The sequence below is a fragment of the Yoonia sp. 67-2 genome, assembly GCF_035117555.1.
Classification (GTDB): Bacteria; Pseudomonadota; Alphaproteobacteria; order Rhodobacterales; family Rhodobacteraceae; genus Yoonia.
Map to the genome: position 1 here is coordinate 188242 of NZ_JAYKPK010000008.1, position 23738 is coordinate 211979.

Consider the following 23738-nt stretch of genomic DNA (forward strand, 5'->3'; position numbering starts at 1 on the left):
GGTGCGACCTGTCAGACGCCAGCGGCGACAATCGCCTTGGCGAGGATCGGCACAGACTCGGCATTCAGCCCGGCGATGTTGATCCGGCTGTCGCCGACCATATAGATGCCATTGGTCTGGCGCATTGTTTCGACCTGTTCCGGCGTCGCCCCCAACCGGCTGAACATGCCGCGATGATGCGCGATAAAGTCGAAATTATCGCCATTGGTCAGGCGTTTCAGTTCATCCGCCAGTTGCTGGCGCAGGTTCAGCATCGACAGGCGGGTGTCTTCCAGCTCTGCCTCCCAATCCGCGCGCAGATCGGGGTCGGTCAGGATCGTAGTGACAACCCGTGCGCCATGGTCCGGCGGGAAAGAGAAATTCTGCCGGTTCAGAAAGTTCAGGTTCTGCTGTGCCAGCGCCTGTTCATCCGCATCGCGCGCAATCGCCATCAGCGCGCCGGTGCGTTCACGGTAAATGCCGAAATTCTTGGAACAGCTTGATGCGATCAGGCAATTGTCGAAAGCGGCAGCGATCTGTCGGGTGATTTGGGCGTCGGCCTCCAGACCATCGCCAAAGCCCTGATAGGCGATATCGACAAAGGGCAGGGCACCTTTGGCCTGCATCAGCGTGATGACCTGCCCGATCTGGTCAGAGGTCAGGTTGGCCCCTGTCGGATTATGGCAGCAGCCATGCAGCAACACGACATCGCCCGCCTGCAGCCCATCCAGATCTTCCATCAGCCCGGCAAAATCAATGCCCCGCGTGTCATTGTCGAAATAGCGGTATTCCGCCATTTTCATCCCGAGATATTTGATGATCGACGGATGGTTCGGCCAGGTCGGGTTCGACAGCCAGACAGTTGCGTCAGGGGACGCCATCTTGATCAGTTCCAGCGCCTGCCGGATCGCACCCGTGCCGCCCGGTGTCGCCACAACGGCCACGCGGTCGGCGGCCACGCTGTCGCCCAACACCAGATCGCGGATCGCGGCACCATAGGCGGGATCACCGGCCAGCCCGGTATAGGCTTTGGTGGTCTGGTCGGCCAGAATCCGGCGCTCTGCCTCTTTCACGGCGCGCATGACGGGTGTGTTGCCGGTTGCATCCTTATAGACACCGACGCCAAGGTCGATCTTGGTGTCGCGCGGATCGGCGCGATATTGCGCCATCAGGGCAAGGATTTTATCGGCAGGTTGCGATTTCAGGTTTTGCAGCATCAGGCGGCTCCGGTTGCAAGGGGAAGATCAGCATACATGCCCCATTCGGACCATGAGCCGTCGTAAAGTGAATGATCGGACTTGCCGAGCCGGGTCAGCGCCAGCGACAGGATCGCCGCCGTCACGCCAGACCCGCAGGTGGTGATCGCAGGCTTGTCCAGATCAACACCGGCATCGGTGAAAGCAGCCCGCAAAGCGGCCAGTGGTTTCATCGTGCCATCTTCGTTCAACAGATCCTGATAGAAGACATTGCGCGAACCCGGAATATGGCCCGACCGCATACCGGGGCGCGGTTCGGGAGTTTCCCCGCGAAACCGGCCCGGCGCACGCGCATCGATGATGACGTGATCGCCGAGCTTGGCTGCGCGGGCGACATCGGTCACATCACGCACCATCTGGTTGCGCCGCTGCACGGTCATATGCCGATCCCGGATCACCGGGGCGGCATCGGTCACCGGCTTGCCTTCGGCCAGCCATTTCGGCAGGCCACCATCGAGCACCGCGACATTGTCATGTCCCATCAGGCGGAACAGCCACCAGACGCGCGCGGCTGAAAACAGCCCCTCCCCGTCATAAACCACCACCTGATGCCCATCGCCGACACCCATAGCGCGCATCCGCGACATGAATTTCTCGACCGGCGGTGCCATATGCGGCAATTCAGACCTTAGGTCGCTGATTTCATCAATGTCAAAGAACCGCGCGCCGGGGATATGGCCCGCCTCATATTCGGCCAGACCCGACCGACCCGTATCCGGCAGATACCAGGATGCGTCCAGCACGCGTAATTCGAGGTCTTTGAGATGCTCCGCCAACCAGTCGGTGCCGACCAGCGTTTTGGGGTCATCCGGCGCAGATATGCTCATCAACTTGCCTTTCGGTCACTTGCGCATGTGACTATCGCGCTGTGAACCCGGAAACAAGGTATCTCACGCGCCTCAATCGCCGTGGCGCAACAACCGCTGTTTCTGGCGTCCCCAGTCACGTGCTGCCTCTGTCGCGCGTTTGTCGTGGTTTTTCTTGCCTTTTGCCGTCGCGATCTTCAGCTTCACCAAACCACGGTCGTTGAAATACATCACCAGCGGCACCAAGGTCATGCCTTCGCGCTTGGTCGCATTCCACAGGCGCGACAATTCCTTGCGGCTGACCAGCAGCTTGCGCTTGCGGCGTTCTTCATGGCTGAACATCGCGCGCTCGTAAGGTGCGATATAGGCATTGGTCAGCCAGAGTTCGCCATTATCAACCGAGGCATAGCTGTCTGCGATATTCGATTGCCCGACGCGCAGCGATTTGACCTCTGACCCCATCAGGATGATGCCGACTTCGATGTCATCCTCAATGGCAAAGTCATAGCGCGCGCGCCGGTTCTCGGCGACGACTTTGTAATTTGTCTTTTCGTTTTTCTTGGCCATCGGGTGCAGATAAGCCCTGAGGCCTAGTTCAGCAAGCCCGCATGGACCATCGCCGCGCGCATCCGTGCCTTGGTCGCATCGGTCAAAGGTGTCAGCGGGCTGCGCACATCCTCATTGCACAGACCCAGCAAGGACATGCCATATTTGGCCCCCGCGACACCCGGTTCGGCAAAGATTGCCTCATGCAGCGGCATCAGCCGGTCCAGCTGGATCAACGCCTTGGCGTAATCCCCGGCAAGCGTGGTTTCCTGAAATTCCGCACAAAGTTTTGGGGCGACATTGGCTGTGACCGAGATGCATCCCACGCCGCCATGCGCGTTGAAACCTAAGGCCGTCGCATCCTCGCCCGATATCTGCAGAAAGTCTTTGCCACAGCGCAGGCGCTGCTTGGGGACGCGGGCCAGATCGCCAGTCGCATCCTTGACCCCGATGATCATCGGATGGCGCGCCAACTCGCCCATCGTGTCGGGGGTCATATCGACGGCGGACCGTCCGGGGATATTGTAGATGATGATCGGCAGGCCACAATCGGCGGCGGCAGTGAAATGCGCAATCAAACCCGCCTGAGTAGGCCGGTTGTAGTAGGGCGTCACGACAAGCGCGGCATCGGCCCCCGCCTTTTGTGCTGCCTGCACCAGACGCACGGTTTCGATCGTGTTGTTCGACCCGGCACCGGCGATCACCGGAATGCGGCCTGCGACCTCCTGCACCACAATCTCGACGACCATATCATGTTCGCCATGTGTCAGGGTCGGGCTTTCGCCGGTCGTGCCGACGGGGACCAGCCCATGACTGCCCTGCTCAATATGCCAGTTCACAAGTTTCTTGAGTGTCGCAACATCCACCTGACCGTCCATGAACGGTGTGACGAGTGCGGGGATGGAGCCCTTGAAGATGGAGCCCTTGAACATGCGACAATTCCTTATATGCGGGACGATGAGTCGCCCGGTCGAAAGTTGGCGGACACTAGACGCCTTTCTGCCTGTTGCCAAGTTTGTCAGTTGCCTTGTGAAACCACGCGGTTACCTTAGGCCAAAACGGAAAGGAGCAGTCATTCCCATGCGGCTTTTGGCCCTGTCATTCCTCTGTCTTGCCACGGCAGGCCCCAGCTTTGCGCAGCGCGTCGATCAGACCGCCGTGGCTGCAATTGCGGCCAAGGATACCGGCTGGGACGCCGCGTTTCAGATCGCGGACAGCGCCGATCCGGTCACACGCGATGTGCTGACATGGCTGCGCCTGCGCGCGGGGGATGCGCCTTTCGCGGATTATCAGGCTTTTGTCACCGCCCGCCCGGATTGGCCGGGACTTGCCCTGTTGCGCCGACAGGCAGAGGCGGTGATCCCCAATGATGCCGACCCGGACGCAGTGACCGCATGGTTTGCCGACAGCCCGCCGCTGACCGGCGCAGGTGTGGTGCGGCTGGTCGATGCTTTGCTGGCGACAGGGCAGGATGAGGCCGCCGCGACTGCCCTGCGCAATGCTTGGCTGAACCTTGGTCTTGACGATGAAGGCCATGCCGCGCTGATGGCGCGTTTTGCCGCAGATCTTGCGCCCCAACACGCCGCCCGTGCCGATGCGCTGCTCTGGCGCAGCCGGACCAGTGACGCGGCCCGCCTGTTGCCGCTGTTGCCCGAGGGGCAGCGTGCCTTGATCGCGGCGCGCATCGGCTATGCCAATGGCACTGACAATATGCTGCCCTTGTTCCATGCCGTGCCGGAAAACCTGCGTGACAATCCCGGCCTTCTCTACGCCCGTTACAGCTGGCTGGCCGCGCGCGGCGACTGGACCGACGCGACCGAGGTGCTGCGCGCCCAATCAACCACCGCAGAGGCTTTGCAGGAACCGTTCCGCTGGTCCGGCTACCGCCAAGTGCTGGCGCGCTGGCATATGCGCGAAGGCCGCGCCGATCTGGCTTATGAACTCGCCGCGCGGCATTTTCTGACCACAGGCGAATCCTTTGCCGATCTGGAATGGCTGGCTGGCTATATCGCGCTGATCTATCAGGGCGATCCGGTGCAGGCTTTGGCACATTTCGAAACTGCGGCGGCGGGCGTGTCCGGCCCGATATCCACCGCGCGGATGCAATATTGGATTGGCCGCGCGCAGGAGGTGAAAGGCAATAGCGACCTTGCGCGCGCGGCCTATGGCTTGGCCGCGGCGCATCAGACGACGTTTTATGGCCTGCTGGCCTCTGAAAAAATCGACCGCCCGCTGGATGCCGCCTTGGTCGGATCACAGGTGGCATGGGACGGGGCGGAGGTCTTTGACGATGAATTGACGCGCGCCGCTTTGATCCTTTTGGAAAGCGGTGAACGCGGGGCCGCCGTGACCTTCTTTGCCGCCTTGGGCGAAAGGCTCGACCCCGACGCCTTGGTCCAATTGGGCGCCTATCTCAGCTCTATCGGTGAGGATTATTATACGTTGCTCTTGGGTAAAACCGCCGTGACCCGCGGCGCGGTGCTGCCCGAGATTTACTATCCGGTCCATGATCTGGCCCAGATGGACCTGCCGGTCGATCCCGCCCTTGCCCTGTCCATCGCGCGGCGGGAAAGCGAATTCAATATCGGGATCGGCAGCCCAGCCGGGGCGCTGGGCCTGATGCAGGTCATGCCCGCCACAGCGGAGGAGGTGGCGACCCGCCTGAACCTGCCCTATTCCCGCGCCCGGTTGACCAGCGACTGGCAATATAATGCGACCTTGGGCGCGGAATATCTGGCCTATCTTGAGGATATGTTCGGCCCCAGCCCGGTGATGATCGCCGCAGGCTATAACGCCGGGCCAAGCCGTCCGCGCACATGGATGTCGGAACGGGGCGATCCGCGCCTGCGCGAGATGGATATCGTCGATTGGATCGAACATATCCCCTTTGTCGAGACCCGCAATTACGTGCAGCGTGTCACGGAAAGCCTGCCTGTCTATCAGGCGCGGCTGACCGGGCAGGCTGGACCGGTGCGGTTTACACCTTTACTGATCGGGCAAAAACCGGTGATGCGGCCCGTGGCAAGGCCGGTGCGGGATTGAGGGCTTTTACGCCCCCGGCGGGGATGCGGCCTTTTTGCGGGCACGCCATAGCGTGAACAGCCCCGCGCCGACAACGATGGCCCCACCAATGGCCACGTTAGGCCGGATCGTCTCGCCCATCAACCCGACGCCGATCATGCTGGCAAAGACCAGTTGCAGATAGGCAAAAGGCTGGACGGCGCTGGCCTCGGCCACTTCATAGGTGCGGATCAAAAGCCAATGGCCGGTTACGCCGGTCATGCATAAGAGCGCCATCCAGCGCCAGTCTGCGGCTGACATTGGTTCCCAGAACCAGATGCCAATGACACTCATCACCACCGCCCCTGACGTGCCGGTCCAGAAAAACGATGTGGTCGTATCATCCAGCCGTGCGGCATAGCGCGTCAGCAAGCCGTAAAGCGCGAACATGAACGCCGCGAGCAGCGGGATCGCCGCAGCCGGGGCAAAGACCGCGAAGCCCGGCTGCAGGATCACCAGCACCCCGACAAAGCCGATCCCGATCGCCGTCCAGCGCCGCCAGCCGACGCTTTCACCCAAGATCGGGCCAGAGAGCGCCGCGATCAGCAGCGGATAACAGGCAAAGATCGCGTGGCTTTCCACCAGCCCCAAGTAAACGAAAGCCGTGACCATCACGCAGATTTCCAGCGCCAAGATCGTGCCGCGCGCCATTTGCAGGATCGGTTGCTTGGTGCGCGCCGCCGCGCGGATCGAGCCGGATTGCTTGCGCGCAATAGCGATGACGAAGGCGGCAAAGAACCAATAGCGCACCATGACGATCATCACGACGTTATTGTTCACCGCCAGATGCTGCGAAATCCCGTCTTGCACGGCAAAAATGATGGTGACCAGGATCATCAACATGACCCCGAGCCTTGTATTACTTTGCATCATCCATCCTTGCGCGGGTCATATGCCGCTTGCGGCCATAGCCTTGGTGTTTTGTGACCGTGAAACCGGCGTCTGACAGGCTGCGCCGGATATGGCCTGCAGCGCTGTAGGTCGCTGCCGTGCCGCCCGGCTTGGTATGATCTGCGACGGCTTGCAAAAGGCTGGGTTCCCAGAGTTCGGGGTTCTTGGCAGGCGAAAACCCGTCCAGATACCAGGCATCGGCGCTGCCTTCCCATTTGGGCAAGGTCTGGCGCGCATCGCCGGTGATGACGTGCAGGGTCAACCCGGTGTCAAGCGTCACGGCACCTGCCTGTGGCGTCCATACCGCGAGCAACTTGTCTGCATAATCGCCCAACGCCGGAAATTGCGCCAAAGCGGTGGCCATATCGGGCAAGGCCATCGGGAAAGCCTCGAAAGAGGTGAAATGTAGCTGTCCCGGCCTGCCCGCCTGCACCCAGGCATCCCATGTCACCAGCAGGTTCAGCCCGGTGCCAAAGCCTAATTCGCCGATCTGGAAATCACCCATGATGCGCGCAGGCAGGTCATTGCCGTCCAGAAACACATGCCGCGTTTCCGCCAGACCATCGTCGAGCGAGAAATAAGGATCATCAAAATCCTGCGCAATCGGCACGCCGTCGCGCCATTGAAGTTTTGCCGTCTGGTCTGTCATGCGCTGCTGCCCTAGGTCTGGGGCATCTTTGGGCGGAAGGGCGCGGAATGGCAATTGCTGATGTGACGGTAATGGGGGCAGGGGTCTTTGGCCTGTCAGTGGCTTACGCCTGCGCGCGGCGCGGTGCCAAGGTGCAGGTGATCGACCCTGCCGGTATTGCAGCGGGGGCCAGCGGCGGCCTTGTCGGCGCGCTCGCGCCCCATGTGCCGGAGCACTGGAACGACAAGAAAGCGTTTCAATTCGACAGCCTGATTATGGCAGAGACGTTCTGGGCTGAGGTGGCCAAGCTGACTGGCGCTGAGACCGGCTATGCTCGCACCGGGCGGTTGCAGCCTTTGGCTGATGCTCGCGCGGTCGATCTGGCGCGGGCGCGGGCGGTCTCGGCGGAGGATTTGTGGCAGGGGCTGGCGACATGGCAGGTGGAACCTGTCAGCGACAATCAATGGATGCCACCATCCCCCAGCGGCCATGTCGTGCGTGATACTTTGTCCGCATTGATCCATCCGCGCCGCGCGACGCAGGCTCTGGCTGATGCGGTGACCGCACTTGGCGGAACGATCCGGCCTGTGGGGACCCCTTATGGCAAAATCGTCTGGGCCACCGGCTGGGCTGGGATGCAGGAAATCGGCGGCAATGGCGTCAAAGGGCAGGCGGCGCTGTTGCGCCATGACGCAGCAGGCGCGCCGCAGCTTTTCGCCGATGCGCTGCATATCATCCCGCATCTGGACGGGACCGTCGCCATCGGCTCAACGTCAGAGCGGGATTTCACCGATCCGACCAGCACCGACAGCGCCTTGGATGATGTGATCGCGCGCGCCGTGGCAGCCTTTCCTGTCTTGCAAGGGGCCGCCGTGATCGAGACCTGGGCCGGTGTCCGCCCCCGCGCGCCCAGCCGCGCGCCGGTGCTGGGTGATCATCCGATCCGCAAGGGCGAATATATCGCCAATGGCGGCTTCAAGATCGGCTTTGGCATGGCCCCGAAGGTGGGGCAGGTCATGGCGGACCTGCTGCTTAATGAGAAAGACTCGATCCCCGATGGCTTCCGCGCCACGCCCCCCATCGTCGGAGCCTAAATATCCCCGCCGGAGGCATAGAATCTTTTTACAACGGCATATGCCGGTTCACATCCTTGTAAAGCAGATAGCGGAACGGCCCCGGCCCGCCGGCATAACAAGCCTGCGGGCAAAAGGCGCGCAGCCACATGAAATCGCCTGCTTCAACCTCGACCCAGTCTTGGTTCAGCCGGTAAACAGCCTTGCCTTCCAGCACATAAAGCCCGTGCTCCATCACATGGGTTTCGGCAAAGGGGATCACCCCGCCCGGCTGTAGGGTGACGATATTGACATGCATATCATGGCGCATATCGGCAGGATCGACAAAGCGGGTCGTGGCCCAGACGCCATTCGTGTCGGGCATGGCAATCGTCGTCGCAGCGCCTTCGTCGGTGACAAAGGCCACGGGTGCGTCGATGCCTTCGACCGCTTGATAGGTCTTGCGGACCCAGTGAAATGTCGCCGCCGCATCCCCATCATTCTGGACCTGCCAGTCAGCCCCCGCAGGCAGATAGGCGTAGCTGCCGGGGCGCATCGCGTGATCTGTGCCTGCAATGGTCAGGGTAAAACCACCTTTCACGACGAAAATCACGCCTTGCGCGGCTTTGTCCGTCTCGGGCCTTGTGCTGCCGCCACCGGGTGCAACCTCAACAATATACTGGCTGAAGGTCTCGGCAAAGCCTGACATGGGCCGGGCAATGACCCAGGCGCGGGTCTTGTCCCAGAACGGCAGGTTGCTCGTGACGATATCAGTCATCACGCCCTTGGGGATCACGGCATAGGCAGTGGTGAAGACCGCACGGCCTGTCAGCAGATCGCTTTGCGGAGGCAGGCCGCCTTTGGGGGCATAGTAGCTGGTCATGGCAGGCTCCGGAAATTACAGCGAGGCGAGGGTGATCCCCGCCTGCGTCAGGTGATCGCGCAATCCGCGCGCGATGGCGACGGCACCGGGCGTGTCGCCATGCAGGCAGATCGTGTCGATCTTGCAGGGGATATGTTTGCCGGTCTCTGTAATGATCGCATCCGCCTGTAACATCGCCAGAATGCGCGGCCCGACCAGTGCGGGATCGTGCAGCACGGCACCGGGCTGGCGGCGGTCCACAAGGGTTGCATCATCATTATAGGCGCGGTCGGCGAAAATCTCGCCCGCCCAGTTGCAGCCCAGATCGCGGGCAGCTTCTTCTTGCGCTGTCGCCGCCAGCACCATGATCACCAGATCAGGGTCCACCTCCAAAGCGGCCTGATAGCAGGTCCGCGCCAGTTCCACATCAACCGAGGCCATATTGGCCAGCGCCCCATGCAGTTTCAGATGCCGGATATGCCCGCCTGCGCGCCGGGCCATCGCCTGTGCTGCACCGACCTGATAGGCCACGGCATTGGCCATTTCGACCGCCGGGATCGGCAGGTTACGCCGACCGAAGCCTTTGAGATCGGCAAAACCCGGATGCGCACCAAGGCTCACGCCATTTGCCACCGCCTGCCGCATCGTGCGGTCCATCACATCTGGATCGCCTGCGTGAAACCCGCAAGCCACATTGGCCGAGGTGATGATGTCGAGCAGCGCCGCATCATCGCCCATGACCCAAGGGCCAAAACTTTCGCCCATATCGGCGTTCAGGTCGACTTTCATCGTCATATCAATCACTTTCCAGATCACGGCCAGCGGTCACACCGCTGATCAATTGGTAGCTGAGCAGATCGGCAATGTCATGCGGATCGCGGATCAGCGGCTGACAGGCGGCGCGCAGATCACGCAGTCGTGCTGCGTCGGATTGTGCGGTTGCATCAGCATCTTCCACGCTCAGCATGTCAAACCGCAGCGCGGTGCCCGGGGCGGCTTGCGCCACACGGGGCAGATCGGCGGGGATCACGCTGCCGATGCGGGGATAGCCACCGATGGTCTGGCATTCCGCCAGCAGCACGAAAGGCACGCCGTCACCGGTCATTTGCACATCGCCCGGCACGATCAGGTCCGAGGTGACGGACAATCCGCCTTGCGCTGCGAATTTCGCGCTGTCGTGATCCAGCCGCACGCCTTGGCGGTTGCCGCGCGGGCTGCGCTGGAACTCAGCGGCGAGAAATGCGCGCAGGGTCGCCTCATCAAACAGATCCGTCTGGGGCCCGGGCATCATGCGGATGGTGCCACCATTGCATCTGTCCGCGATCTCAAGCCGCAGCGGTGGCGCATCAGGGGCCGGGTCACCCCCCAGCGGCAGGCGGTCGCCCTCGTCCAGCGCGCGGCCCAGCCCTGCGGTCAGATGGGTGGCGCGGCTGTCCATCACCGGCGTGGTCCTGATCCCACCCGCAAAGGCCAGATAGCCGAAGACGCCGCGCCGCGCACCGCCGATGGTCAGCTTAACTCCGGCGGGCAGCACTTGCGTCGTATTCGGCGGCACCGGCGCGCCATCAATACCGGCCTGCATCGCAGCCCCGGTCAGGACGATCCGCGTCGGCGCGTCCAGGCTGAACACACCGCCTGCGCCCATCATCTCCAATACCGCGAAATCTGTGTCGCCGCCCAGCAAGGCCGCTGCTTCCAGCAGGGCGAGCCGGTCGGCAACGCCGCCACGCGACAGGCCCTGCGCGGTCCATCCGGGGCGACCGAGGTCTTGCACCGTCACGCCCGGCCCGATGCTGTGGATTGTCAATTCGGGCATCAGCGTAACACCTCGCAGCGCGCGCCGCCGTTGCTGTCGGCATTGGCTTGCAGATCGCGCAGGGTATCGTCGGACACCGCGCTGAATTGCACCGCATCACCAGCGTCAAGCGGGAAGGGCGTGTCGCTGTCAGGCCGCCAGACCGAAAACGCGCTTTGCCCGATCTGGCGCCAGCCGGTCGGCGTGTCGGCGGCAAAGATGATCAACTGGCGCACAGCGGTGACCAGCGCGCCGCGTGGCACTTTCGGTGTCAGGTCCGGCTGGCGCGGGATGTCCCAATGCGCGGGCATCAGGCCCAGATAGGGCTGGCCGGGGGCAAAACCGATGGCGAGCACACGCAGGCGTGTCGCTGTAATCTCTTGCACGGCCTGATCGGGGGTCAGCCCGGCAAGCGCGGCTGCCTCTTTCAATTGGGGCGCATGGGCCGGGCCGAAAGCCACCGGAATATGCCACAATCGGCGGGGTGATGTATCGATGCTTTGCAGATCTCGCAGCATGTCGCGCAACTGGTCGGTGACGGCCTGCCGGTCGGTCAGCCCGGGATCAAAGCCGACCCTTACAGATGTCAGGGATGACGCCACCTCAGTCACGCCGGACAGATCGGCGGACCTGATTTGCGCGCAAAAAGCGCTGGCGCTGGCATTGGCGGCTGGCGTCAGATCGCGCGCAAACCGGACCAGAACACCGTCGATGCCCAAAGGGCAGAAGACGGGGTCAGCCAGAGGGGCCGTGATATCGGGCATGCAGTGCTCCTGCTTGGGTCGGGACATTTATAGGCACGGCGGGTGGGGGAATGTCCAGACGCGTGCATTTGCCCTGTAGAAGGCAGATCGCGCGTAAATCTGTGACACAGTATCATCTTCCTGTGATGATATTGCGATAACGCGTTGCCGGGATCTGGTAACGCTAACGCGGGCACACTACCTATTGTCGGATTGGCTACGGGCTGCGCCGCAGCCCTGCAATGAGGAAAACCAGATGGCTGGTGAAACGCCCCGCGATCAGACGGGACAACTGCAATTTGCGACGGATCAAGGTGCCGGGCGGTCCAAATGGATCGCCGGATTTCTGGCATTGGTTTTAGTCGGATGGATGGGTAGCGGCGCAATTCTGCCATCTGCCAACGCGACGGAAGAGGCCGATATCCCGCCAGAGCGCACGATCAGCGTGGCAGTGATGGAGTCGGTGGCGCAGGATGTGCCGCTCGTGTTGACCGCCGAAGGCCAGTCCATACCCGACCGCGCGACGACGATCCGTGCCAAGGCGGATGGCGAGGTCGCTTCTGTCGCCGTATCGCGCGGCGATCTGGTGACTGCCGGACAGGAAATCGCGCGGATTGACGGCACAATCGCGCAATCGCAGTTTGTGCAGGCCGAAACGCAACTGGCGCAGGCACAGCGCGATTACGACAACGCCTTGGCTCTGCAAGAGCGCGGCATCGCGACCGAGGACCGTGTGTCGCAGGCGCGTGCCGCACAGGCCGCCGCCGAAGCCGCGCTGACATCGGCGCAGGACCAGCTCGACAACACCATCATCACCGTGCCTTTCACCGGGCGTCTGAATGATCTGACGATCAATGAGGGCGAATTTGTCGAAAACGGCACTGTCGTCGCGGAAGTGCTGGACAATGATCCGCTGACTGTTGTCGTGCAGGTGCCGCAGCAGGCCTTGTCCCGGTTGCAGACGGGGCAGCCAGCAGAGGTGTCCTTTATCACCGGCGAACAGAAAAGCGGCACAGTGGCCTTTATCGGGGCCAATGCAGATGAGCAGACACGCACCTTCCGCGTTGAAATCGTGGTCGATAACCCCGACAGCGTCATGCCTGCCGGGCTCAGCGCGCGGGTTTCCTTGCCGACCGGGCAAGCGCGTGGGCATTTCGTTTCGCCCGCCGTGCTGTCGCTGGGCACCAATGGCGAATTGGGGATCAAAACCGTCGATGACGACAACCGGGTGGTATTTTCGCTGGTCGAGATTGTGCGCGCCCAGACCGATGGTGTCTGGGTCGCTGGCCTGCCAGACGCGGCGCGGATCATCACCATCGGACAAGGGTTTGTCACCGATGGCGATGCCGTTGATCCACGCGTTCAGGCACAGGATATGACCGCCTTGGTGCAGCCGTGAACGGGATCATCGACGCGTCTTTCAGCCGCAGCAAAGTTGTCGGGCTGATCCTTGGCTTTTTGTTGTTGGTCGGCGCGGCCGCCTATCTGGCGATCCCGAAGGAAAGCAATCCAGAGGTCACGATCCCCATCGTCTATGTCTCGACCACGTTGGATGGCATTTCGCCACAGGATGCCGAAGATGTGCTTGTCCGCCCGATGGAGACGGAATTTGCCTCCCTCACCGGGCTGAAAACCATGATCGCCAAGGCTGGCGAAGGCTTTGCCACCGTCCAGCTGGAATTTGAGCCCGGCTATGATGCCGGTGAGGCGCTTGATGATGTGCGCCAAGCCGCTGACCGGGCCGAAAATGACCTGCCCGACAGCGTGAACCTGACTGTGAATGAAATCAATACGGCCCTGTTTCCGATCCTGACGGTCGTTTTGTCCGGCCCGGTCCCCGAACGCACGCTGAATGCCATCACCGACGATCTACAGGACGAGATCGAGGCGCTGGGCGGCGTGCTGGAGGTGGATGTCGCAGGCAAGCGCGATGAATTGCTTGAGGTGCTGATCGACCCGACTGTCTTTGAAACCTATAACCTGACCTTTGACGAATTGATCAATTCGATCACCCGCAACAACCAGTTGATCGCCGCCGGTGCCATCGAAAGCGAGGCCGGGCGCATCGTGCTGAAAGTGCCGGGATTGATCGAAAACGTGCAGGATGTGATGGATCTGCCGATCATCACGCGCGGCCAGACCGTGGTGACCTTTGCCGATGTCGCCACGATCCGCCGCACGTTCGAGGACCCGACCGGCTTTGCCCGGATCGATGGCCAGCCAGCGCTGGCGCTGGAGGTCAAGAAACGCGCCGGGGCCAATATTATCGACACTGTCGCATCGGTGCGCGAAGTGATCGACCGCGAACGTCAGGAATGGCCTGACAGCGTGGAAATCAGCTATACGCTGGACGAAAGCGAAACCGTCAAGACGATGCTGTCCGATCTTGAGGCTAATGTGATCGCCGCGATCATTCTGGTGATGATCGTGATTGTCTATGCCTTGGGCCTGCGGTCATCCGTGCTGGTCGGGCTGTCCATTCCCGGGGCCTTTCTGACCGGCGTCGCTGTGCTTTATTTCATGGGCTTCACGATGAATATCGTGGTCCTGTTCTCACTGATCCTTGTGGTCGGGATGCTGGTGGACGGGGCGATTGTCACCGTCGAACTGGCCGACCGCTATCTGCATGAAGGTGACGATGCCAAAACCGCCTATGCCCGCGCGGCAAAAAGGATGGCCTGGCCGATCATCGCCTCGACCGCGACAACGCTTTGCGTGTTCTTTCCGCTGCTGTTCTGGTCGGGTGTTGTCGGTGAATTCATGAAATTCCTGCCGATCACAGTGATCGTGACCCTGTCGGCCTCTTTGTTCATGGCGCTGATTTTTATCCCCGTAGTGGGCGGCATGATCGGCAAGCGTCAAGGTCAGACAGCAAAGGCCAAAGCACAATTGCATGCCGCCGAACAAGGCGATCCGCGTGATATGACGGGTTTCATTGGCGGTTATATCCGGGTTCTGGAATGGTCGATCCTGCGGCCTTGGACCACGCTCAGCATGGCGATGATCGCGCTGGTGGCGTCTTTTGTCGCTTACGGCCATTTCGGCAATGGTTTGACATTCTTTCCCGAGGTCGAGCCGGAATATGCGCAGGTCGAAATTCTGGCCAAAGACAATTTTTCCGTTTTTGAACAAGATGCCCTGATCCGTCAGGTCGAAGCGCAACTCGAACAATATGATGAGGTCGCCAGCGTCTATGCCCGTTCCGGCGGCTCGCGCGAAGGCGGCGATGTAATCGGCGGGCTGCAACTGGAATTGACTGATTGGGACACCCGCCGCCCTGTCGCCCTGATCGCCGAGGATATCCGGGCCGATATGGCCCAGATCCCGGGGATCGAGGTGCAGGTCCAGACCGATGCGGGCGGGCCGGGTGGTGGCAAACCGATCAATCTGGAGGTTTTCAGCAATATCGATGCCGACCAGACCGCCGCGGTAGAGGCGATCCTTGATGCGATGGGCCGGATCGGTGGCTTTACCGACATCGTCGATTCGCGCCCCAGCCCCGGTGTGGAATGGCAGATCGGTGTGGACCGGTCAGAGGCGGCACGCAGCGGTGCTGATGTCGCTTTGCTGGGGCAAGCGGTGCAATTGCTGACGCGCGGGATCAACGTTGCCAATTACCGCCCCGAGGATGGCGATGGCGAGGTGGATATTGTCGTGCGTTTCCCCGCTGAAAGCCGAACCTTGGCAGAACTGGAATCGTTGCGCGTGCCGACATCCGTAGGTCTGGTGCCGATTTCAAATTTCGTGTCGTTCAATCCCGCACCGCGCTCTGGCGTGATCACGCGGATCGATCAGGCGCGCGTGCTGACGATTTCTGCCGATGTGGCACCGGGTATTCTGGCGAATGATCAGACGCTGGCCTTGCAGGCGGCGATTGATGAACTGGACCTGCCGCCCAGCGTCAACGTCGTGTTTGGTGGTGAGGCCGAGGATCAGGCGGAATCCATGATCTTCCTCATCGGGGCCTTTATCTCGGCCATCGGATTGATGTTCCTGATCCTGCTGACCCAGTTCAACAGTTTCTGGCAGGCCTTTGTCGTGATGTCGGCGATCATCTTTTCCATCGCTGGTGTGCTCTTGGGGCTGATGATCACCGGCAGACCCTTTGGCGTTGTCATGGGCGGCATCGGGGTGATCGCGCTGGCGGGGATCGTGGTGAACAACAATATCGTGCTGATCGACACCTACAATGAGTTGCGCGCCGCAGGTCAATCCGCGTTAGAGGCGGCGTTGCGCACCGGTGCCCAGCGTTTGCGCCCGGTCGTGCTGACATCGCTGACCACAGCGCTGGGGCTGCTGCCGATGGTGATCGGTCTGAACATCAACTTTTTCACGCGCGAGATTGTCTATGGCGCGCCGTCCACGCAATGGTGGACGGAACTGTCGAGCGCCATTGCCGGTGGGCTGGTCTTTGCGACCGTGCTGACGTTGCTGGTCACCCCTGCGATGCTGATGCTGGGCGAAAAACGCGCCAAGCGGCATCTGCCGGGTCCGGCGCTGGCCCCGGCGGAATAAGGCGGCGGCCTCAGGGCAGGTCCAGCAGGTGCTTGTCGTTCTTGACGTGGCGCTGCGCCATATTGCGGCCATTCTGGCCAGAGATGACAGGTCGCGCGGCCTGTTGCAGATCCTCGGTCACGCCGGGAAAGATCAGCGCCAGTTCCTGACGGGCTGCTGGCCCCATGCTGCGCAAGGCCTGCGGCCCAAGCAGCAGTGTTTCGGCCCATAAGCCTTCGGCGCAGACCATATCGTGCTGGTCAAGGCGCAGATGCAGATAGGTCACCGCTTGCGGCTTGGTCATCTGGGTGATGCCGGGCGTTGCGCATAATTGCCTGACGGCGACCAGCGCCTCTGGTTGATTGGTCATGCGGGCGACGATCTTTGACCTGACCATCACGCGGTGCTGGGGCGACAGCCACAGATCACGCCGGGGCAGGCCGGGCCCCATCGCGCCAGCCGCGACATGGACCGGCAAAATCTTTGGGAAAATCGTCGTCTGGGCGAGGCTCATCTCGCTGCGCCCGATCCAGCGGATCGGTTGCAGGCCGTGGTCCCGCGTCACGACAAGATCACCGATTTTGAGGTTTTCGATTGGCACGGGGCCTTCATCGGTTGCGATGAGCGTCCCCGCACAAAAGCAGATCGGCGTAAAGGCGTTGATGGAATCACTGAAATTCAGCTCGCGGTTTTCGGTGCCGCTTTCCGGATCGCCATTTTCATCTGCCTGGAGGTAGACCTGATTGCTTGGCGTCTTCGTAAAGCCGCCGTTGATATTGTAAATCATATGCCCGGCATTGGTTGCAAAGACGATATATTCGTCACCACCACCCAATCCGCCCACGAGATCCGGGCGCGGTGACATCTCATCGCGGCCGGGCACAACGGTCCAATTGCTTTGGTCTGGGCTGCTGGCCGGATCACCTGATCCTGTAAAGGCCTCCAGCCGCCATCGCTGACCGTTGACGAAATACTGATCGACATTGTTGTTATTCGCCCACCACACCAGACGGTAAACAGTGTTTTCATCGCTCAGCGCTGTAACACCGTCGAGCTTCATGCCGAAATCGGCATCACTGCTGTTATTTTGATTGGTCGGCTCGCGTGAAAGCGTCGCGATTTGATCCCCGGTGAGAAGGATTACGACATTGTCTCGGTCCATGAGTAACATCTTTCTTTAATCGTTAAGCGAATATCTGTCCTGAAATAGAAAAGGCTCGGCCAAATGGTTTGACCCGGTCAAATAGTCCTATTCTTCGAATATTATTTACAAAAACATAGTCAAATCAATAAGTTCCAAAAATCTACAACGATTTTACCTCGTCTGCAACTCTTGATTGGAAACCCGCCGCGGGGCCTGCCAGCTTTCGACGTTAGGTCGCGCTGCAATTACAGCTTCGTAAACGTTTCATTCTGGCTAGCCATTCCCAAAACGGATTCTGCGGCAAAGCTATTTGGGAAATGACCGTCCATGGGCGGGTGTCGATAGAAATTGCGCTCCCGCAACGATTGATGACCTGATGCACCGATCCTTGGGGGATTTCATCACCGCCACTGCCGCTGCATGCTGGTCAACATGGGCCCGCTTTACACAGCAGCCGAAATAGCATGCGGTTCCCCTTGCCCGGCTTCGGACGCAAATCACTTGATCCGTCAGTAAAACTAGGCAAGGTTCCGACGAGCCTCAGGGCGCTCGGGAATGCCGGATGGTTGCGGCTACCGATTGTAAAACGCAGGCGTCGTGATCGCGGGTAATGTAGCAAGTTGCGTAGATGAAGACATTCAAGAACGCCTTTTTGCTGCCCGGGCATCAGATCGACCGTCTGACAACAGGCTTTGGCGTCTATGATGCCGATGGCGCCCTTTTGCCTGATTGCGCGATCCGCACGACACCATGGACAACAAGGGCCCCGGATCGGGCCGCGGCACAAAGAAATGCGACGATGGTTCTTGGTCCGGCGCTTTTTGCGGGCAGCGTCGACAAGCAATTCGGCTTTGTGCTGTTGAATTCTCTCGGGCGACTTTGGGCGCTTGATGCGCTCCCGCGTGAGACGGTCATTGTGTACGGCGAAAAGCCTATGCCCAGATCGCCCAATTATGGTTTCGTGTCGATGATCCTGCGGTCCTTGGGGGTTTTAAACCCGGTCGTGATCACCCAAGGCGCATTGCGCTTTGAAACGCTGCATAGTGCCGAGGAACGCTTTGGCGAATGTTTGGGGGGTACGGGTCGTCCGGCCTTTTATGACTGGATTGACAGCCGCTGGCCTGCAAAAGCCCTGCCTGACCCAAATCGCAAAGTTTATGTCACGCGATCCGGGCTGGGTGCGGCGATGGGGCGATACGCCTGCGAAGAGCATCTTGAAACGCTTTTGGCCGACGAAGGGTATGAGATTTACCGGCCAGAGGCCCATAGTCTGGCGCATCAGATCGCGACCTTTCAGGCGGCCGAAAAATTGATCTTTGCAGAAGGCTCTGCCGTGCATCTTTTCGCCTTGATCCGACAACCCGGTCAATTGTCAGCGGTGATCCACCGGCGCGCGGTTTTGCCAGATGTCATGCTGGCACAAATGGCTGATCGTCCCGGCAGCCCCACCATCGCCATCAACGCGATCAGCGCGCTTTGGTGGCCGCCGCGGCGGGGCGGGCATCTGGGGCTGTCAGTGCTGGATTTCACTGCCCTGCGCGATGGCCTGACCCGGCTCGGGCTGATCTCTGGGATGGGCTGGCACGGCCCGACGCAGGCGCAGCTTGACAGGTCCTTAACGGCCGGTCTGTCGCCAGACGAAGAGCTGATGGATACAGGCCAAAGGAACAAGTGGTTAAAACAACGGCGTGACGCACGGCGGAAAGGGTAAGTGGTTATGTTCAAACAAGCCAATGGTATGAAATACACAACGTTCATGGCGGCGCTGCACCGCGATGTCTTGTTCGATTGGTATATGGAAATAGGGTGTCGGACCGGGCGTATCTTTGCCAATGCCCGTGGCAAGACAATTGCCGTCGACCCGTTTTTCCGCTGCGATACAAATGTGATCGGCAGCAAGCCTGCGCTGCATGTTTTCCAGCAAACCAGTGACGATTTCTTTGCCAGTGATTTTCTCAAGGCGATGAAAGTGAAACTGTCCTTCAGCTTTCTGGATGGCATGCATTTGTTCGAATTTCTGCTGCGTGATTTCATGGCTGCAGAAAAAGCCAGCGACCCCAAGGGCGTGATCGCCCTGCACGATTGCTGCCCGTTCAGCCATGAGATGACGACCCGAGATTTATCGGCCATGCCAAAACAGGCCTGGACGGGGGATGTCTGGAAGCTGATTCCAATTTTGAAGCATTACCGCCCCGATCTGCAGATCACGGTGCTGGATGCGGCCCCGACCGGGCTTGTCCTCATCAGCAAGCTTGACCCGCAATCACAGGTGCTGGAGAGAAATTATGCCGAAATCGTTGAATGTTACACCACAACAACATTGCAGGAATTCGGACTGGATGCGTTTAACGCCCTGTTCGATTATGAGGTCACCAGCACATTCATTGCTGCCGGATATCCGCTGTTTTCAGATGTCAGGCTGCCCGAAGCCGCAGCGTTGAAGCCCGAAAAGATCACGCCGTAAGGGTGAACGGACGTTGCCTGCGCATTGGTGCGTGCGGGTGTCGACCTTGCCAGAATGGTCACGGCAAGTCCGTCAGGATCGGGTCTGAAAGATGGCAGGTATCGGGTAGCGCAGGCAAGGTCCCATTCCACAGATGTTCCATCCTCAAAAACTGGAAGAAACACTGTCAGAAACTTAAAATGATGAAAACTGCCACATAGATGTTCCATCTTTGGCCTGAAAAACTCAACAAAATCAACACCCATTGTTCCCATTGAAGCATCTACCCTTCCATTTTTGCCACATAGTTTTTCCCACAAAGGTCAAAGAAAGGCCGGCGAAACCGCCGGCCCAAGTCTGTCAGATGTGAAAGATGTCTTCCCGTTGGTAGATCGGCTCTGTTTCTGCGCTGATGTCGAGCTGGTAGGGTTCGAGCTCGAGGCCACGTATGTGACGGTCTGCCGGTGAAAGGCGATTTTCTTTGCTGTGTTCTTTCAAAGAAACATATCTTTCAGCAAATAGCTTGATTGACACCGGGCACGCATACGCGATCTCTCTGCCGGTTGTTGGTTCCGGCATGACTATCTGATTGATGTGGTTGTGCTCAATCAGTGCAGTCACGGTTTTGGGCTTCAGGCAGAGAAGTTGCGCAGCGCGGGCTGGGTGAACTGCACCATGCTCAGGTAGGGTTAGCGCATTACGCAGGTCTGTCAGCACGACGTAAAAATCCCGGAACCCGACCACATGTTTGCGCTCAGAGCGCAGCGATAGTCTATGCAATAGAATGAGCGTAACGGCGCGCTCTGTCGTGATTTTCAGCCGATGTGCGGCGGTTGCGATTTCCAGCCATCCGGCAATGGGAGTGTATGGCTGACGCAGTTGCCCCAGGCGCGCAAGAAAGTCTTCCAAATCTGCCTGCTGATATAGCGGATAGGTTTTGGCTTGGGACATGAAGAGTGGGATGAGCTGCGGCTGGGTTAGCTTTGTCAGCATGAAGCGTTTAATGCCAAGATAGGCGGCGGCTTCGGTTGCGTTGAGCAGGCTGGAGAACTCGGACTTGATGCTGTCGACCACCTTGGTTGGAATGAAATCGAGCAACTCGATACCGTTTGTTCCGTTGCTTGGGCGTGCCCAGCCCTTGACACAGAGGCGGCGTCCTAGCTGGCGGCGGGTAATCCCAGTGGCGATCGCAGCCGTTGACAGCGAGTGAACATGTTGCTCGGGACACGGTTTCCCAAGCACGAGTGCCCCTTGTGCGACTGGAAAGTTTCTCCAGACGAAGTCGCGAACCAGATCCCGGATAACGTCAAAATCACGGTCCTCATCCCTGAAGCGCAGCCAATCAAAGAAGAACCGGTAGCGAGTGCGATATCGCCCTGTTTCATTTATGTGCCCGACTTTCCGGTCGCGCAGTGCGGCATTCAAGCCATCCGGTCCGTCCTTCAGGACATGGTAGCCAGCGTCACCCGCGGCTCTCCATTCTTTATCTGAAATTTCTGATCGTTTTGCATCAGGCCCGAGCGTCAGTAGAACACCCAGATTATCACAGGTCTGAGCGGCGACGTGAACGGGGAGTGTGTCTAACCAGCTGCTGGCGGGGCCATTCAAGATCCGTTGGGCGAGGTAGGCCTCAAGGGCAGAGTCCAAAGGATCCAGCACGGGTGCTTGGAACCTATGGTTTTCGACAAGGCGTGCAAAATCAAAGACATTTTTGTCACTGCTTGTCACTGGCAGGGAGACGAGCAAGCAACGGTGTTTTGCGCAGGAACGGATTGAGCTCAGCTGCCAGAGGCCCAGATGTCCGACATCTACTCGGATGTCCGTGGTTAGCCCTTCGCTGGCGCACATCGGGCAAGCTCGTAACTGCGTGCGGGAAAACGCCGTGAACTTCAGCCGTTTGCGCCCCAATCGAAACCATCGAGTTTCGAAGTGCTGAGGAGTCCAAAAAACTAAAGTGTCCGCATCATGACCGGCCAGCGCGGCAATGTCCCGGATTTCCTTTTCGCGACCGTTTGTGAGACCGGAGTGGCTGATCCCGAGGTCAGAACAGAAGGCAATCAATCGTGGCGCACCGTTCAGAAGCGCTAGGCGTGAGGCGACCGAAGTTGCCGTTTCTCCAGGAACATGCGGTACGGTGAGGGCCAACTTGGCGAAATGTGAAGGCATCATTGCATCTCCCTGGTGAAAACTTTGCGAGCGTCAATCTTGAAGTAATCCCGAACGATGAACGGGTTGAACGCGTCAGCGCAAGACGAACGAATTTCATATGCGGTTGCGAAATGCGCCTGTGTCAGCGCCGCCGCTTCTTCGAGTAGAGCGACTTCGATTGCTGCTATGATGATCTCGATAACAAGGCCGAACTGGAATGCTGCGCTGTGTATCAGGCGCTCTGCAAACGCAGGGAGCGATACGCCAGCATCTGCGATGATACCGGCTCTCTGGGCATAACCGTCCACCAATCCAATGACGTCCGGGGCATGGTGGACAGCTGAAAGTGGTCCGAAGTGGACCATATCCATCCGCCGTGCGAGCTGCGCGTCGTGATTTAGAATTGTTTCCAGCTCTTCCGTCCCCGAAAGTAAAATGCCGACCGGCCAGTGTTCGTCGGTCATCAGTGTCTTCAGCATGGAAGCAACAGCGTTCAGTTCTTTGGCTGTACCGCGTGAGCTGAGGTCTTGCGCCTCATCCAGATGCAGGAACAGAACTTTTCTGGCTCGAAGCTGATGGCGTACGAGATCCCAGATGTACCAAGCCTGCCGCTCTGTCGTGAGGTTGTAGCCAAGTGCCCTGAGAACCATCTGGCCTACAAATTTCAGTGTGGCAGGAGAGGGTACGCGAAGGCTAATGATCGAGGCCTCTGGAAAGCTTGATGCTGACAGATCAGCAAGTGCTGTGTTGAGGAGTTGCGCCATGACGCGACTCTTGCCGGTCCCTGAGGCTCCGGACAGCGCGATTCCGTGGGCATCTGTTGTCCGCCCTGCAGCGATGTCAGCCAGTCGCTTCTCGATCAACAGCTGGAACCGCGCCTGCAAAGGTTCGTACCTTTCATGTCGTATGAAGCGCCCGCGCAAATCTGTAATGCGCTGTGCCGTCTGGATAATTAACTTACACATCATCAAAACCCCATTTGCGGCGCGGCGTCTGTGTCGGCGGCGTTTGCTTTTCCGGTATCGCGCCAAGAGCCAGCGGCTCGAGCGCGGGGACAATTTCCAAGCCGTCATTCAATGGGTCGTTGGTGAGAGGCGAGGTGGATCCCACATTTGAAGACGAGCTGAGCGAGAAATGTAGTGACCTTTCATTCCGCTCGACTTCCTCGTCGGTGATGTGGAAAGGGGTCAGCTGCATGCGCAGCATGGCTGAGCGATTGGTTGCGGAAATTCGGGCTAAGGCCCGGTGGACCGTATCTTCGGACAAAACGGCAGCCTTGCCATGTTTCACCCGCAACGCCCGGCAGGCTTCCTGCCAGTCGGTATATGCTACACCGTCGAACCCGCGATGATTGCAGATGGCAGCGCGCCACGTATCGCCGACCCGAACCGCGATCCATCCTATGTCGAAAAGGTCAGCACGAATTTCCACTTCGCGTTCGGGCGAGTGAAGGAACGCGTCACGCAGAGCCTCGCAGCTGTAGGAGAGGCCTGCAAAGCGCACCCCGTCACCACGAAGTTTGCGCACGAGCGGGCGACCAAAGGTCTTGCGAAGTGCCAGCCCGTCAGGGACAGGCAAGACACCTTGCTCTTTAACGAGCCGCTTCCAGCAGTTCGCAGGGGTTTCGCCGTAGAGTGAGCCATGCAGTTCGTTGTGGTAGATGTCGACAACGAAGGTCAAAAGAATGCCGATGAGATCGTCATCGCTTAGGCAAGCCAGCTTTCCCGACGGATAATCCGCTCGTTCGACTGGGTTGAAGAACGTGCGTCCTGACAAGAGTGGCATCAACTTATGACCGACCGTCCGGAAGAAGCGGTAATCTCCCCTTTTTTAACGGGGTGCATCCGTAGAATTCATGCAGCCATATTCAATTTCATGACGGGTGTGATGC

The 23738-nt window shown here is 59.7% G+C and carries 20 protein-coding genes; 6 read left to right on the top strand and 14 right to left on the bottom strand.

Annotation, left to right across the window (positions count from 1 at the left end):
* Positions 1–11 precede the first annotated feature (11 nt).
* The 4 genes from VOY09_RS14150 to dapA form a co-directional block, all read right to left on the bottom strand.
* Positions 12–1196 carry an amino acid aminotransferase gene (locus tag VOY09_RS14150; RefSeq protein WP_322894373.1) on the bottom strand — a complete coding sequence of 395 codons (1185 nt, stop codon included), beginning with the start codon at positions 1194–1196 and terminating at the stop codon, positions 12–14.
* On the bottom strand, positions 1196–2062 hold the full coding sequence (sseA, locus tag VOY09_RS14155) for a 3-mercaptopyruvate sulfurtransferase (protein WP_322894371.1): 867 nt from the start codon (positions 2060–2062) through the stop codon (positions 1196–1198). The genes VOY09_RS14150 and sseA overlap by 1 nt, the downstream gene beginning before the upstream one ends.
* A 72-nt stretch (positions 2063–2134) precedes the next feature.
* Positions 2135–2608, bottom strand: a complete 474-nt coding sequence (smpB, locus tag VOY09_RS14160; RefSeq protein WP_322894370.1) for an SsrA-binding protein SmpB — start codon at positions 2606–2608, stop codon at positions 2135–2137.
* A 23-nt stretch (positions 2609–2631) separates the two neighbouring features.
* Positions 2632–3504, bottom strand: coding sequence for a 4-hydroxy-tetrahydrodipicolinate synthase (gene dapA / locus VOY09_RS14165; RefSeq protein ID WP_322894587.1), 873 nt, complete (start codon positions 3502–3504; stop codon positions 2632–2634).
* A gap of 163 nt (positions 3505–3667) precedes the next feature.
* Between dapA and VOY09_RS14170 the strand changes: the two genes are divergently transcribed.
* Positions 3668–5629, top strand: coding sequence for a lytic transglycosylase domain-containing protein (locus VOY09_RS14170; RefSeq protein WP_322894369.1), 1962 nt, complete (start codon positions 3668–3670; stop codon positions 5627–5629).
* Positions 5630–5635: 6 nt separating this feature from the next.
* Here VOY09_RS14170 and VOY09_RS14175 read toward each other — a convergent pair whose 3' ends face one another.
* Both VOY09_RS14175 and mnmD read right to left on the bottom strand, forming a co-directional pair.
* Positions 5636–6520: a DMT family transporter gene (locus VOY09_RS14175; protein ID WP_322894368.1), complete on the bottom strand. Its 885-nt coding sequence runs from the start codon at positions 6518–6520 to the stop codon at positions 5636–5638.
* Entirely contained in the window at positions 6507–7187 is a 681-nt protein-coding gene (gene mnmD / locus VOY09_RS14180) for a tRNA (5-methylaminomethyl-2-thiouridine)(34)-methyltransferase MnmD (RefSeq protein WP_322894367.1), read from the bottom strand. Before mnmD ends, VOY09_RS14175 begins: the two co-directional genes overlap by 14 nt.
* A gap of 47 nt (positions 7188–7234) precedes the next feature.
* Here mnmD and VOY09_RS14185 point away from each other — a divergent pair, with 47 nt between their 5' ends.
* The gene (locus tag VOY09_RS14185; RefSeq protein WP_322894366.1) at positions 7235–8260 is read left to right on the top strand and encodes an NAD(P)/FAD-dependent oxidoreductase; all 1026 of its coding nucleotides are present in this window, start codon (positions 7235–7237) and stop codon (positions 8258–8260) included.
* Positions 8261–8288: 28 nt separating this feature from the next.
* Here the strand turns inward: VOY09_RS14185 and VOY09_RS14190 are convergent, their stop codons facing one another.
* From VOY09_RS14190 to VOY09_RS14205, 4 genes are read right to left on the bottom strand one after another with little or no spacing between them, the layout of a single operon-like run.
* Positions 8289–9101 carry a bifunctional allantoicase/(S)-ureidoglycine aminohydrolase gene (locus VOY09_RS14190; RefSeq protein ID WP_322894365.1) on the bottom strand — a complete coding sequence of 271 codons (813 nt, stop codon included), beginning with the start codon at positions 9099–9101 and terminating at the stop codon, positions 8289–8291.
* 15 nt (positions 9102–9116) lie between these two features.
* Positions 9117–9875 carry a 5-oxoprolinase subunit PxpA gene (locus VOY09_RS14195; protein ID WP_322894364.1) on the bottom strand — a complete coding sequence of 253 codons (759 nt, stop codon included), beginning with the start codon at positions 9873–9875 and terminating at the stop codon, positions 9117–9119.
* Between the two features lies 1 nt (position 9876).
* Positions 9877–10896, bottom strand: a complete 1020-nt coding sequence (locus tag VOY09_RS14200; protein ID WP_322894363.1) for a biotin-dependent carboxyltransferase family protein — start codon at positions 10894–10896, stop codon at positions 9877–9879.
* Entirely contained in the window at positions 10896–11639 is a 744-nt protein-coding gene (locus VOY09_RS14205; protein ID WP_322894362.1) for a 5-oxoprolinase subunit B family protein, read from the bottom strand. Before VOY09_RS14205 ends, VOY09_RS14200 begins: the two co-directional genes overlap by 1 nt.
* A 235-nt stretch (positions 11640–11874) precedes the next feature.
* Here VOY09_RS14205 and VOY09_RS14210 point away from each other — a divergent pair, with 235 nt between their 5' ends.
* Positions 11875–13017 carry an efflux RND transporter periplasmic adaptor subunit gene (locus VOY09_RS14210; protein WP_322894361.1) on the top strand — a complete coding sequence of 381 codons (1143 nt, stop codon included), beginning with the start codon at positions 11875–11877 and terminating at the stop codon, positions 13015–13017.
* Positions 13014–16133 (top strand): efflux RND transporter permease subunit, encoded by a 3120-nt coding sequence (locus VOY09_RS14215; protein ID WP_322894360.1) that lies wholly within the window; start codon positions 13014–13016, stop codon positions 16131–16133. The genes VOY09_RS14210 and VOY09_RS14215 overlap by 4 nt, the downstream gene beginning before the upstream one ends.
* A gap of 10 nt (positions 16134–16143) precedes the next feature.
* On the opposite strand, the gene VOY09_RS14220 is transcribed toward VOY09_RS14215, so the two are convergent.
* Positions 16144–17274, bottom strand: coding sequence for a Hint domain-containing protein (locus VOY09_RS14220; RefSeq protein ID WP_322894359.1), 1131 nt, complete (start codon positions 17272–17274; stop codon positions 16144–16146).
* Between the two features lie 610 nt (positions 17275–17884).
* Between VOY09_RS14220 and VOY09_RS14225 the strand changes: the two genes are divergently transcribed.
* Complete coding sequence (locus tag VOY09_RS14225; protein ID WP_322894358.1) at positions 17885–18967, top strand: glycosyltransferase family 61 protein; 1083 nt, start codon at positions 17885–17887, stop codon at positions 18965–18967.
* Positions 18968–18994: 27 nt separating this feature from the next.
* Positions 18995–19720 carry a class I SAM-dependent methyltransferase gene (locus VOY09_RS14230; protein WP_323811287.1) on the top strand — a complete coding sequence of 242 codons (726 nt, stop codon included), beginning with the start codon at positions 18995–18997 and terminating at the stop codon, positions 19718–19720.
* A 339-nt stretch (positions 19721–20059) separates the two neighbouring features.
* Here VOY09_RS14230 and VOY09_RS14235 read toward each other — a convergent pair whose 3' ends face one another.
* The 3 genes from VOY09_RS14235 to VOY09_RS14245 are packed head-to-tail and all read right to left on the bottom strand — an operon-like array spanning position 20060 to position 23623.
* Positions 20060–21868: a TniQ family protein gene (locus VOY09_RS14235; RefSeq protein WP_322894356.1), complete on the bottom strand. Its 1809-nt coding sequence runs from the start codon at positions 21866–21868 to the stop codon at positions 20060–20062.
* Entirely contained in the window at positions 21865–22815 is a 951-nt protein-coding gene (locus VOY09_RS14240; protein ID WP_322894355.1) for an ATP-binding protein, read from the bottom strand. Before VOY09_RS14240 ends, VOY09_RS14235 begins: the two co-directional genes overlap by 4 nt.
* A complete protein-coding gene (locus tag VOY09_RS14245) occupies positions 22805–23623 on the bottom strand; it encodes a Mu transposase C-terminal domain-containing protein (RefSeq protein WP_322894354.1) in 819 nt (272 codons plus the stop codon). Before VOY09_RS14245 ends, VOY09_RS14240 begins: the two co-directional genes overlap by 11 nt.
* Positions 23624–23738 lie beyond the last annotated feature (115 nt).

Excerpts from the sequence above, each read along its gene's own strand:
- VOY09_RS14150 (WP_322894373.1), bottom strand. The coding sequence starts at position 1,196 with ATGCTGCAAAACCTGAAATCGCAACCTGCCGATAAAATCCTTGCCCTG.
- VOY09_RS14175 (WP_322894368.1), bottom strand. The coding sequence starts at position 6,520 with ATGATGCAAAGTAATACAAGGCTCGGGGTCATGTTGATGATCCTGGTC.
- VOY09_RS14210 (WP_322894361.1), top strand. The coding sequence starts at position 11,875 with ATGGCTGGTGAAACGCCCCGCGATCAGACGGGACAACTGCAATTTGCG.
- VOY09_RS14205 (WP_322894362.1), bottom strand. The coding sequence starts at position 11,639 with ATGCCCGATATCACGGCCCCTCTGGCTGACCCCGTCTTCTGCCCTTTG.
- VOY09_RS14200 (WP_322894363.1), bottom strand. The coding sequence starts at position 10,896 with ATGCCCGAATTGACAATCCACAGCATCGGGCCGGGCGTGACGGTGCAA.
- VOY09_RS14220 (WP_322894359.1), bottom strand. The coding sequence starts at position 17,274 with ATGGACCGAGACAATGTCGTAATCCTTCTCACCGGGGATCAAATCGCG.
- VOY09_RS14195 (WP_322894364.1), bottom strand. The coding sequence starts at position 9,875 with ATGACGATGAAAGTCGACCTGAACGCCGATATGGGCGAAAGTTTTGGC.
- VOY09_RS14190 (WP_322894365.1), bottom strand. The coding sequence starts at position 9,101 with ATGACCAGCTACTATGCCCCCAAAGGCGGCCTGCCTCCGCAAAGCGAT.
- VOY09_RS14230 (WP_323811287.1), top strand. The coding sequence starts at position 18,995 with ATGAAATACACAACGTTCATGGCGGCGCTGCACCGCGATGTCTTGTTC.
- VOY09_RS14225 (WP_322894358.1), top strand. The coding sequence starts at position 17,885 with ATGAAGACATTCAAGAACGCCTTTTTGCTGCCCGGGCATCAGATCGAC.
- mnmD (WP_322894367.1), bottom strand. The coding sequence starts at position 7,187 with ATGACAGACCAGACGGCAAAACTTCAATGGCGCGACGGCGTGCCGATT.
- VOY09_RS14170 (WP_322894369.1), top strand. The coding sequence starts at position 3,668 with ATGCGGCTTTTGGCCCTGTCATTCCTCTGTCTTGCCACGGCAGGCCCC.
- VOY09_RS14240 (WP_322894355.1), bottom strand. The coding sequence starts at position 22,815 with ATGATGTGTAAGTTAATTATCCAGACGGCACAGCGCATTACAGATTTG.
- sseA (WP_322894371.1), bottom strand. The coding sequence starts at position 2,062 with ATGAGCATATCTGCGCCGGATGACCCCAAAACGCTGGTCGGCACCGAC.
- VOY09_RS14235 (WP_322894356.1), bottom strand. The coding sequence starts at position 21,868 with ATGATGCCTTCACATTTCGCCAAGTTGGCCCTCACCGTACCGCATGTT.
- smpB (WP_322894370.1), bottom strand. The coding sequence starts at position 2,608 with ATGGCCAAGAAAAACGAAAAGACAAATTACAAAGTCGTCGCCGAGAAC.
- VOY09_RS14185 (WP_322894366.1), top strand. The coding sequence starts at position 7,235 with ATGGCAATTGCTGATGTGACGGTAATGGGGGCAGGGGTCTTTGGCCTG.